Origin of the sequence: Paenibacillus sp. Dod16 (genome assembly GCF_049893405.1) — a bacterium.
Classification (GTDB): domain Bacteria; phylum Bacillota; class Bacilli; order Paenibacillales; family Paenibacillaceae; genus Paenibacillus_AQ.
Map to the genome: position 1 here is coordinate 1 of NZ_JBNDYG010000089.1, position 11,568 is coordinate 11,568.

Annotated in this window: 12 protein-coding genes; 6 read left to right on the forward strand and 6 right to left on the reverse strand. The window is 46.5% G+C overall.

Annotated elements, in window-relative coordinates:
* Positions 1 to 113: 113 nt before the first annotated feature.
* From ACPV3A_RS36975 to ACPV3A_RS37000, 6 genes are all read right to left on the reverse strand, one after another.
* On the reverse strand, positions 114 to 2,030 hold the full coding sequence (locus tag ACPV3A_RS36975) for a DUF5704 domain-containing protein (RefSeq protein WP_426204867.1): 1,917 nt from the start codon (positions 2,028 to 2,030) through the stop codon (positions 114 to 116).
* A 1,001-nt stretch (positions 2,031 to 3,031) separates the two neighbouring features.
* The gene (locus ACPV3A_RS36980; protein WP_426204869.1) at positions 3,032 to 4,231 is read right to left on the reverse strand and encodes an S-layer homology domain-containing protein; all 1,200 of its coding nucleotides are present in this window, start codon (positions 4,229 to 4,231) and stop codon (positions 3,032 to 3,034) included.
* 323 nt (positions 4,232 to 4,554) lie between these two features.
* Positions 4,555 to 4,953, reverse strand: coding sequence for a helix-turn-helix transcriptional regulator (locus tag ACPV3A_RS36985; RefSeq protein ID WP_194541417.1), 399 nt, complete (start codon positions 4,951 to 4,953; stop codon positions 4,555 to 4,557).
* A gap of 114 nt (positions 4,954 to 5,067) precedes the next feature.
* Positions 5,068 to 5,694, reverse strand: coding sequence for a hypothetical protein (locus tag ACPV3A_RS36990; protein ID WP_339295836.1), 627 nt, complete (start codon positions 5,692 to 5,694; stop codon positions 5,068 to 5,070).
* Positions 5,695 to 5,987: 293 nt separating this feature from the next.
* Complete coding sequence (locus tag ACPV3A_RS36995) at positions 5,988 to 6,722, reverse strand: hypothetical protein (RefSeq protein WP_426204871.1); 735 nt, start codon at positions 6,720 to 6,722, stop codon at positions 5,988 to 5,990.
* A gap of 248 nt (positions 6,723 to 6,970) precedes the next feature.
* Entirely contained in the window at positions 6,971 to 7,126 is a 156-nt protein-coding gene (locus ACPV3A_RS37000) for a hypothetical protein (RefSeq protein WP_194541414.1), read from the reverse strand.
* Between the two features lie 220 nt (positions 7,127 to 7,346).
* Here ACPV3A_RS37000 and ACPV3A_RS37005 point away from each other — a divergent pair, with 220 nt between their 5' ends.
* From ACPV3A_RS37005 to queF, 6 genes are all read left to right on the forward strand, one after another.
* Complete coding sequence (locus ACPV3A_RS37005; protein ID WP_339295834.1) at positions 7,347 to 7,799, forward strand: cell division protein ZapB; 453 nt, start codon at positions 7,347 to 7,349, stop codon at positions 7,797 to 7,799.
* Positions 7,800 to 7,853: 54 nt separating this feature from the next.
* The gene (locus tag ACPV3A_RS37010) at positions 7,854 to 8,558 is read left to right on the forward strand and encodes an AIM24 family protein (RefSeq protein ID WP_194541412.1); all 705 of its coding nucleotides are present in this window, start codon (positions 7,854 to 7,856) and stop codon (positions 8,556 to 8,558) included.
* A gap of 277 nt (positions 8,559 to 8,835) precedes the next feature.
* A complete protein-coding gene (gene queC, locus ACPV3A_RS37015; protein ID WP_194541411.1) occupies positions 8,836 to 9,507 on the forward strand; it encodes a 7-cyano-7-deazaguanine synthase QueC in 672 nt (223 codons plus the stop codon).
* Between the two features lies 1 nt (position 9,508).
* Positions 9,509 to 10,000 (forward strand): 6-carboxytetrahydropterin synthase QueD, encoded by a 492-nt coding sequence (gene queD / locus ACPV3A_RS37020; protein ID WP_071223496.1) that lies wholly within the window; start codon positions 9,509 to 9,511, stop codon positions 9,998 to 10,000.
* The gene (gene queE, locus ACPV3A_RS37025; RefSeq protein ID WP_426204874.1) at positions 9,993 to 10,784 is read left to right on the forward strand and encodes a 7-carboxy-7-deazaguanine synthase QueE; all 792 of its coding nucleotides are present in this window, start codon (positions 9,993 to 9,995) and stop codon (positions 10,782 to 10,784) included. Before queD ends, queE begins: the two co-directional genes overlap by 8 nt.
* Positions 10,785 to 10,847: 63 nt before the next feature.
* Entirely contained in the window at positions 10,848 to 11,345 is a 498-nt protein-coding gene (gene queF, locus ACPV3A_RS37030; RefSeq protein WP_009591586.1) for a preQ(1) synthase, read from the forward strand.
* Positions 11,346 to 11,568: the final 223 nt, after the last annotated feature.

Sequence of the window (11,568 nt, forward strand, 5' to 3'; positions counted from 1 at the left end):
TTGTAGGAGTATTAGGTAGGAAGTTTAAGCTCAACATGAAGGCTTTCATTCCTTCCTTCGAATAATCAGTTGTTATTCTTTTTATTTGATAAGAACCCACTCTTTTCATACCATTAGGCACTTATAGAGTAACGTGTCGCACTGAAATGGTAGCCTGTCTTTACGGCCGCATTCTTATATCCCTGTGCCGGATGCTTGCCCGGTGCGATGGGAAGTGTGTACGGCAGCGAGTTCCCGCGTGTTCCACCGTCAATATCGCGAAGTCCTGTCCAATAGGACGCGCCGCTTGGTGCCGCATTCCCTTTTTGTTTGCGGAAGACCGTCTCCCAGTTATAATCGGCAATATCCGTGATATGGAAATCATATACGCGCCCGATCACTTCAACCGGTTCTATATCCGTAGCCACATGGTGAGCCAAATCCAGGTTCGCGCTGGGCTGCGTCGTGAAGTCGGATGGAGCGTTCTCCGCAATCGTACGGAAATATACCTGATAATCCCCCTCATCCACCCATACCGGCAGGAAAAACTCCGTATCCATTTGAGCCGTCGGGATTGTAATCCAGGTTTCTTTTGGATAAAAAGTGCTCCTGTCGCTGCTGTAGACATCGAACGGAAAATACACCTGCTTCGATCTTACATACTTCGCATAGTCCCGGTCTCCGTATCCCTGGATGTTCCGGTGCTGACCCGAGGTAGGGATGCGTACCGTAAACGGCCGATCCAAGATGAATGCAGAGCGGTTCGGGTTCGGGGTCGTCTTCTGATTGTGGGCCTGATCATCCGTCACTGAGGAATAATTGACTACCGGCGTATGGACGGTGACGGTGTTGATGGCGTGAATCGGAAATGATTGATTAGATCCGCCATTAATGTTGCCGGGTATGAGATCATAATCAATTGTCCCTGTGCTCGTTGTATTCGCTCTATTCAATAATGTATTGCTAATGAGATAGTTTCTGCCGTATAGGACGTCTCTTTGAATCGTCGCAGCCGGGGGAATGATCCCTGGTGTTGGTGCCGTTCCTTGCGCCCAGCTGTCACTCATGACGGTAGATCCGTTAAACAGGACTCTATCATTTTTCACCTGGTTTTGACCTACAGCCGACTCCGCTGCAGATGTAAAATTTGTTGTCGGCACCGCTGGTTTGCTCGAACCGCCTGAAACAGTTTCTGTTCCTAAATCCACTTCTTCGCATGATGCAGGATCCACATGATCGTCAACGTTCGCACTATGATCGGATGTAAGGACAGGAGGGGTGTAGCCGGCTGGAGTAAGGCTCACTGATCCGCCCGGTAATGCATAATTGCTGACGGTCGATCTGGCTAACCTATAAACCTCTAAATTATCGATTTGCCAGTAGGAAAACGGTCTAGTTATCGTAACTTGTTCTTCTACCTGAACCTCTTCTTCCATGGGTTCATCAGGTGTACCGGGATCATCCGGACCTGAGCTTGGTTCTCCCGGTATCGTCCAGGTAAGAATGTACGTCTTTTTGACGGGAACGGTGTAGGTAATTTCCCCCAACATGTTTGCCCACCGGTTCTTGTACAGATAATTGAGCCCGAACACATTGACATATAGGGATTCCGAAGTCGGTATCCCGTCAAGAACATCATACTTTTCAGAGTCTCGATTGTCCGCCTTAATTACGCCCGTTGCCACGGGGTCCATAACCGTATGCGATGTAACGGTTCCCTTTCTCGCCGGACCGATTTGGATTCCGCATGTGTTGGGTGGGCCACCTGTTCCCGGATCTCCTCCACCGGTATTCCCGCAAGACGAGCCTGCCCCAACCTGAATCGAAGCATCGTCAGTTTCATCCAGTGCCTGGGTCGTATCTTTAAAATGAGCCGTAATCGTCGCTTGTCCCGTGCTTGCTACGGCCGTCACTACACCGGAAGCATTGACAATCATGACACTGCTATCCGAGCTTCGCCAAGTCAACTTCTCATGTCTTTGCAGATTGTATGTACTTCCGTCTACCTTCGTTAATTTCGCTGTGAGCTGAATGGTACCGGATGGTGGCACGCACGTCGCACCTGTGATTTCTAAGCTTGATGTTCCATCTGCAAAGGTGGCTCGAAGGAGTTTGTCTTTGTAGACGTAAGTGTAAGTTGTAAAATCCGCATAAAATTTATTAAAATAAAATACCTGTTTGGCACCGGGATTTGCCCAATAATGATTGTATTTATCGTTATTAAATGTTTGACTAAAATTGATAGTTATGAGATTTAAATCCGTAACATTTGCAAGTGCCCCTGACTTTGGTAAAGTACTTGCATCAGCATACCCTGTATCTGTCGGAACACTACCGCTAACAATTAATGAGTTCCTATCAACTCTAACATTCGTGGCCTCAACCTCTTCTTTTGAAATTCCTCCATCTTTAATCCACAGGTTATAGAAGGGGGAGTTAGCGTCAATAACATAAAACGGTTTAGTTCGGGGGATCTTTGCCTCAAGCGCATCATCTGTGCAGTTTGGATATTTCGGAAGTGAGTTGCCTTGAACATTTTCAGTTGCAGCTGAGTCGTCACAACCTCTACTGTCTCTCTTACTTACAGCGCCTCCTGAGGCTCTCCAATGTTTCCCATACCAATTACCTGCATCAAAAATGGACCAACGATCCCAATAATAGACCCCACCATAATTCGTATTTTCTTCCGATCGGACCCTTGTTTTAGTACCACTTAAAGTATCAGTTTTATTCTCCCATTTATTAACGCCCGGTGTAAAACCAGCAAATGGACGAATAGTTGCACCTGTACTCTTATCAATCCACTCTAATTTTTTGATTGTTTTTCCATTCGGGACTTTGACAGAGATCGACTTCGTGGTTAATTGCTTTTTATCCGAAAACAAAAAACCACCATACTCATAATCATCAGGATCTTTTACCATTTCGTAATCGATATCCTTTGTTATATCCCCTGCTGCATCAATTACAATTGGATAGAAAAGAATAATATTAATAAAGAAAATAAATGACATCAATAACGAAAGAGTTCGTGACATCTTCAAAAGCCCTCCTACCTAATCAATATTGATCTGGAAAGGACTTGACTTATGATTGGTGCCCCTGCTGAAATAGACTCTATGGAAACTCTGATAGATCCATCTGTACTAAATTTCTCTTTTGGAATTACTAGCCCGTAAATTTTTTTGCTAGAATCACTTGATTCAATAACTGAAGGCATTATCAGATTACTTCCAGTCGGAACACCATTATAACCATGAATTTGAAGATTTACACGATCCGCTATAGGATATCCTTTTGGATTTTTGTTAATTACTATATGAGCCTTGACAATAATAACGTAACATTTGAGATCATCTGAAAATTTTGCCCAATCCCCGCTATTAGTTCTATATGAAAGTTTATTTTTTGTTGGAAGTAAACTCCTGTTCGGATCTCTTGGGTCATTCCAATCAATTGCTAGAAGATCTTCAACCTGTATAGTGGTACCGTCTTTTCCTTCGAATTTCAAATTCGAGACTTTCCAAGAATTTATTCCAGTATTAGCTTTGTTATCCGGCCCATTAAAAATCTCCGGTGCCACCGAGAAAATATTCGTCTTATGCCAATACACTTCAGCCGCGGCTACGGCATATTTATCAACGGGAAGCTCCTTGCCGCTTTTTACCTGAAGCAAACGCTCTATAACCGCAATAGCTTGAGCCCTTGTCGTAGTACCACTAGGCGATATTACACCTGGTGCAGTCCCGGATATGATACCGTCCTTGGATGCAAGATACATCCACTGCTTATCTTCCACGTTCTTATATCCCAGCGCTTTTACCGCTAACTTAGCCATCTCTTCGCGCGTCATTCGTTTCGTTAAGTCACTGTTACCGAAATCGCCAGCCTTATAGATTCCTGCCGATTCTGCGGCAGCTACGTAAGGAGCATACCAAGAACCTGAACTTAAGGAAGCCACTTCGATATCCATGGCCGAAACTGCCATTTTAATAAATTCCGCTCGAGTTACCTGCTTGTTAGGCAGGAATCTTTTATCCGGATAACCATCCACATAACCTCGTTGGATTGCATCTTGAATAGCGCCCTGGGCCCAGTGCCCTTGAATATCCGTAAAATGACTAGTCTGCGTGTCACGAGACTCCACCGTCTTGTCTGCATTACTCTCTTGCGCTGCCTCCACCGTGTTCAGATAGAAGCTTCCGACGAACAAGGACAATACCGTTAATACACTGATCGAGATCTTCTTCATGAATATCCTCCTATACAAGTTGTGGAATAAACCTATGCTATTGCTCCATATCTCCTTCCTACGCCCTTGCTTAGGGACATCAACCGCCGTCTCTCACAATTACACATCCATGACATTTTTGGATGAATGAGAGAAATTATAGTTATATTATCATATAATCATCTATTTTGGTATAATATTCCTATCCTGATTCTAATTTACTACTCTATTCGCATCTCCACATGAGATAATTAATTCCCCATAAACTAATAAAAACCTCGACGATAGTCACATGAAGATGTGTCCTTTCGTTCGAGGTTTAATTGTTACACGTAGTGGAACCGTTATAGACCGGTGGAGGATTCATCCCGGTCCCCGGCCTGAATTTCAGCTTTTTCCGCGCTTTGCTTATATACAGCAGCCAATACCTTTTCATAAGCGCTTTCAAATTCATCGGGCAGCATCGACTTGATTTGCTCCAATATGGTCAATAGCTTAAATAACGCCTGTACCTCCTCTTCCGTTAAACCAAGCGGGTACATTGCAAAATGCCCGATAAATGTGTAGCCTCGGCCTCGGCCTTGGTGAGTGATGGGAATATGCATGGCGCTGAGGGCATCCATATCCCGATAAATGGTTCTTTCGCTGGTTCCACAACGTTCAGCAAGCTCTCGAGCCAGTATACCTGGTCTTGCTTGTACAAGGGTAATGATTCTCATTAGTCGGATCAGTCGGTCTGTCATATGGCATTCTCCCTATCTTTCTAGTAAATTAGACATACATTTATTGACTGCTAAATAGTACATTCGACCCTGAAATCATTTTTCCTTTTTTATATACAGATTCTTCATTCCCAGTTATTCCTTAAGTCTAAAGTCCCTCTTCCTATTCGCATTTTCAGAAGATAATTGCCGATATGTATTCAGATACAATCCAATTAGTTGATATAGGGTCTCTGCCTCCCTCAAATAATCCGCATCCCGAAATCGGATTGCGTATAAAAGCATCTCATCTGCCTGTCTACGAATCATTTCTTCTCCTCGAGCCAGCTTCCCCCGTTCCAGCTCTCTTCTTGCTTGCTCCAGAATGGAAGCATTCTGGTATAACTTCAGCACCTTCTCAACGCGATCATCTGCTCCCCGGTATTTCAATGCCGTATGATTGCTGAATTGAAGCGGAATCGTTCGAGACGGCTGCAAGACGACCTGCTGCTTCTGAACATCCATATAGGTCCATAGAGCGGTAATTATGGGATACACCCCCGATTGCCTGGCTCCGACACTTAGCTCAAGAACCAGCTGTTTGGTTCTCCCTTCCGACAAAGAACCTAAAGACAATGAAATGTTGCGATCATTCAATATCTCGCCATGGCATCCATACATATGTCCTACTTGAACGTATTCCCCTAATTGAAGGTGTAATTGGACATCTTCAGCCATGGGCTGATTAAAGCCGCCATGAGACTTCTTTTTTTGCTTTAACACACCAGCCCTCCACTCGATCAGCAGAAAGACCTGACTAGTGCCCCCAGCGAATACATGGCTGTGGCTCCATGTAAAATCCGAAAACAAGCCAGACTGCAATACATCCACCTCTTTCCTCTTCTTCTAATAATGTACCAATACAGATGGACATCTTACTGTCACGGAACATATGTTCCTATTATGAATTCGACAAAAAAAGACCACAGCCCTAGCAGCTGCGGTCTTTTGGATATGCTGATTTTTGTCAGATGTCGGACCAGGAAGTCTTTTTCTGCCTCGTAATTGACTTATTTCTACAATAATACGGTCTGTACAATGGCAAATAATAATACATAAATGCCTATAGCTACCCCTAAAAATTTTATCCATTGGTTGGATCCGATGCGGTACAATTCGATAATGGCTGCGCTGTTCGCCGCCAGTCCGGTCATTAAAGCAAATACAAGGATGAGGAATGCCAGCTTTAACGACATGAAGCTGATCAATCCGCTTACGATAAGCGCCGCTCCGAACGGCAGCTGAAAAGAACCGATCTTCGCAATGAATTCCTTCAAGTCAAGTTTCTGCTTCGTAATCATATTGCCCGTAAACCAGAAGGAACCCAATAAAATGATGGTTGAGAACAGCCCCAGTAAAAGTGCCCGGCTCCCCATGCCGAAATTACTTAACAAGGCTGATACCATCCCCAATCCGGAATAGAACACCTGCTTAATGCCCAGGCCGAACAACCAAAATCCGATGATGCTGGAAGCCATTCCGATCAGGCCGTAGATTAAACCAGTTTGATCTCCCCGCATGTTCAAAGCACTCATCGGATTTTTCAATAGCTTCAGCAGCACCTGACCATCGACTTGAATCGTTGACGCAGCCTTGGCAGCTGAAGCCCCAGAAGATGAAGATGCTCCGCGCTCTTGTTCCGGCTCCGTCGCTGCTGCCGTATATTTCTTAGGATTCGCTGCGGTGTCGTCAACGCATTGATGTGCGACGCCGTCCGTTAATTCGTTGCCGCAATGAGTGCAAAATGCCATTTCTTCAAAACTCCTTTTTTCATAATTATGGTATATGTATATGAGTACTTGTTACAACCTAGTATAAAGGAAAGTTGTATAAATTTGTAACGTTTTCTTCCAAATTCAGTCATATTCAGACGATTTCTCTGTTTTTATGCCACACTCATAAGCAAAAGAATGAAGTTCTATTCGTTATTAAACGCAAAAAACCCGGAGACGTTCTCCGGGTTTTTAAAGGCTGTTGATTTCACTATACAGTGGGTCTATTAACCTATTTCTGCTGCCGAAACGGGTTTATCTCCAGTATGTCTTGATGTACGTTGAATGGGAGCGTACGTTACTTTATCAATTAATAATCCGTTACCCACGGGTTTTCCATTCACTGTAATCATAATTTTCTTCACGTTGTTATCCTTTATCATGATTGTAATCTCCTTTTATCTGCTAGTTCATTTTATGATCATTCGTATGGGATGGCTTGTTGGGCTCTTACTTACATACATTAACCTTTACTTGAGCTAGTTAAACAACTTGGCCTGCTAATAGATTCACTTCCATCGCAAATGTGGGTAATATATTAATAGAAACCTGTCGGAATCTGATTCGTATTTACTATAAATAATCGAATGGTGGTGGTCCCTCTTGCATAAGCCGACAAAATCCAAGCTAATTCAACTTTCTCTCCTATTGCTGGTGGCGGGGATCGCGCTGCCGGCCGGTGGACGGACCGCCAGCGCCAATTACTTTAATAATTTGTACGATAATATCCAGCAGTTCTCCGGACTGCCCGATGAAATAAACCAGCTCAAGAGCAACTATAACCAAGCCCTGCAGGAACTTGATAAAGCCAGAATCGCTTCCGAACGGCTGCAACAGCAAAATCTGACGCTGGCGGAGCAGAACTCCAATCTCGCGGAGCAGAACCAGCAATTAACCCAAATGGTAAGCCAGCTTCAGGAGGCTGAAGCCGCACGAAATCGCGGGGCGGAACGTATAAAGACCGTGGCGATCACCGCCGTGGCATTAGCTGCCGGATACTTTGTCATCATTCGCGTCCTGCGATTCGGCATGCGCCGAACGAATCGTTCTAAATAGGACAAGCTCTTATCCAGATTCCTATCATCCAACCAGGCAAAAGGAGGCGCGGCCATGATTATCCGAATGGAAGATGCAGCCGGCAGCGGAGCGGGACAAGCGGTTACGTTCTCCCTGACTGAAGGGGACACGGCCCATGTCCTCCATCCTGAGCAAATCGTTGCCTATCGGGGGCCCTCCTCCGGACGCAGCGACCGTCTCATGAACGTAAAGGGCATATACCGCAAGAAAAAACTGATTCGAGCCGATATTACAGGGCCCAGTCAGTTTACGGCTGCGCTCCCCCCAGGCTTCAATATGCATGAAATTGAGCTGGAAGGCGAACAGGACATGCTCTATGATTTTCGGCATGTTTTCTTTTATACCCAGCATGTTACGATGCAGACACGAATCCTTAAGATCAAGAACATGCTGGTCACGCGAGACGCGATTAAGATGAAGTTTTCCGGAAATGGCAGCATCGGCATTTTGACCCAAGGTCCGGTATGTAAAGTCAAGCTGCATCCTACCGAGCCGTTGTATGTGGACGCCGGGAGCATCATCGCCTATCCGGAAGCGGCCAAGCTGGACCTGACCGTATACGGCAATCATCTGGCCAGCCAGCATATGAACTACCACTGGAAGCTGACCGGTGACGGTTACGTATTGTTTCAAGCGGGACGCCAGAATCAGCGACTCGTGGACGAATTAAACGATGAAGGCATCATCAAGCGTTTTCTGCGGGAAGCAATTCCCTTTGGCGGAGTGTTTATCAAATAATCGGGCCGTGTTATAATGGAGGGCGTAATCAGACTGCATGCTGGATTCTAACACCCTATGCGGTCACAAGGACAACAGAAGACAATCCATACGCCTATCGCGGTGTGTGGGAGAGGTTCGTGAACTCCCTCTATAAAAAACTATCGTGTCTTATTCGGTGCTGCACCCTAAGAATAAGGCTTGTTTTTTTACGGATTCAGTTCAATGAACTTCTCTTTCTTCTACAGGTTCAGCCCTTTCGGCTGTTCTTAAAATATGAAGGATGAGAGGTTTTTTTATGCTTAAAAATGAAAAAGCGGTCGTTGTTTTCAGCGGTGGTCAAGACAGCACCACCTGCCTGTTCTGGGCGAAGGAACGCTTCGCCGAAGTGGAAACCGTAACCTTTGATTATGGCCAACGCCATAAGCTTGAAATAGAATGCGCGGCACAGATCGCCAAAGAACAAGGCGTGAAGCAAACCGTGCTTGATATGAGCCTGCTGAATCAGCTGGCACCGAATGCGCTGACGCGCAGCGATATCGAAATTGCCGAAGGCGACGGCTTGCCTACTACGTTTGTGGAGGGTCGGAACCTGCTGTTCCTCAGCTTTGCCGCTGTGCTGGCCAAGGGGATCGGTGCCAAACATCTGATCACGGGCGTATGCGAAACGGATTTCAGCGGTTATCCCGATTGCCGGGATAGCTTCATCAAGTCACTCAACGTTACGCTGAATCTGGCCATGGATTACCCGTTCGTCATTCACACGCCGCTCATGTGGCTCGACAAGTCGGAAACCTGGGAGCTAGCCGACCAGATGAATGCACTTGAATACATTCGGGACCATACGTTAACCTGCTATAACGGCATTAAGGGCGATGGCTGCGGGGAATGTCCTGCATGCAAGCTGAGAAAAGCGGGGCTCGATAACTATATGCAGCGCCGTAATCATGTATCCGAAGGGGGCGTCTGATATGAGCCGCGAGCCCGGGGCTTTCCGCATTGTAGAGCATCTGCAGAAGCTTGGCGAGGACATCGATGCCGGAAGCCTGCGTTACCATCGGAAGCGGGTGCTTGTCTCCAAGGAGTTTACCTTCGATGCTGCCCATCATCTGCATTGCTATGAGGGTAAATGCAAGAACCTGCACGGCCACACATACAAAGTGGTCTTTGGTATCAGCGGTACTCCCAATGAAGTGGGCATTACCGTGGATTTCGGGGACATTAAGGACTGCTGGAAAACGGACATTGAACCTTATCTGGATCACCGTTACTTGAACGAGACCCTGCCGCCAATGAACACAACAGCGGAAAACATGGTGGTCTGGCTGTTTGAAAAAATGGAAGAATCCCTTCGCAGCAGAGAGTCGCACGAGCAACAAGGCACACGAACCGAATTCGTTCGCCTGTTCGAGACGCCGACCAGCTACGCTGAGGTCAGACGGGAGTGGATGATCGATGAATAATGTGCATGTAAAGCCTGAGAACGATTCAACTGCCTCCTCCCCGGTCATAGCAGTGGACCGTCCGATTCCCGTGATGGAGATTTTCGGTCCTACTGTTCAAGGTGAAGGCATGGTCGTTGGCCGCAAGACCATGTTCGTTCGTACGGCGGGCTGCGATTATCGCTGCTCCTGGTGCGACTCCGCATTTACGTGGGACGGATCCGCCAAGGACACCATTTCGCGCATGAATGCAGACGAAATCTGGCAAGAGCTGTACCGGCTGGGCGGTGAGCGCTTCGATCATGTCACCCTGTCCGGCGGCAATCCCGCTCTTCTCTCGCAGCTCGGCACGCTTGTGGATGAGCTGCACCGACATGGAATCACCGTTGCCGTGGAGACCCAAGGTTCACGCTGGCAGGATTGGCTGAATGACATTGATGAGGTCACCATCTCCCCCAAGCCGCCAAGCTCAGGTATGACTACGGACTGGGGCAAACTCGATGATATCGTCTCCAAGCTGTCCGCTCGGGCGCCCGGCAGATCCTTCAGCCTCAAGGTTGTCGTATTTGACGATAAAGACCTCAGCTATGCGGAAACGGTCCATGAGCGATACCCGAACGTGCCGTTTTATTTGCAGACCGGCAATCCCGATGTAGGTACAGGCGATACCACTTCGCTGGTCTCCCATCTGCTGGATCGGTACGAGTTGCTTGTCGATGCCGTCATGCAATCCGACCGGTTGAACGATGTGCGTGTCCTGCCGCAATTGCACACGCTCGTTTGGGGCAATAAACGCGGCGTGTGACGTTATAAAAATACGCTGCGCCTGATTGAGCATTTATTCATTTTAATAAAGGAGCTACCTTATATGGCTGGAAGACAAAAAGAAGAAATGGAAGACGTTACCCTGCTCGGCAACCAAGGCACGAAATATACGTTTGAATATGATCCCGGCATATTGGAGAGCTTTGACAACAAGCATCCTTACCGCGACTATTTCGTCAAATTCAACTGTCCCGAATTTACAAGCTTGTGCCCGATCACAGGACAGCCGGACTTTGCGACCATCTACATCAGCTACATTCCGGATATCAAGATGGTGGAGAGCAAGTCCTTGAAGCTGTACCTGTTCAGCTTCCGCAATCATGGGGACTTTCATGAGGACTGCGTCAATATCATCATGAATGACCTCATCAAACTGATGGATCCGAGATATATCGAGGTATGGGGCAAATTTACCCCGCGGGGCGGCATTTCCATCGATCCGTATTGCAATTACGGTCGTCCGGGGACCAAATACGAGGAGATCGCTGCAAACCGTCTGATGAATCATGACCTCTATCCGGAAAAAGTGGACAACCGATAGGTAACCTTTTTCCTGAATGATGTCAGTTCTAATTTCATAAATTTATAATGATGATAAAAAGGGTTGCCCGCATAATGATATGCTCCCATCATAGTAGACAGTAGAAAAAATGAAATTCTACTTCTACCTATGATGGGAGTTTTTGTAATGTCCAAAAGAAGCCCGATTTCATATGAAATCAAGATTCAGGTTGTGAGGCGTTGCTTGCAACATGAATCCAATC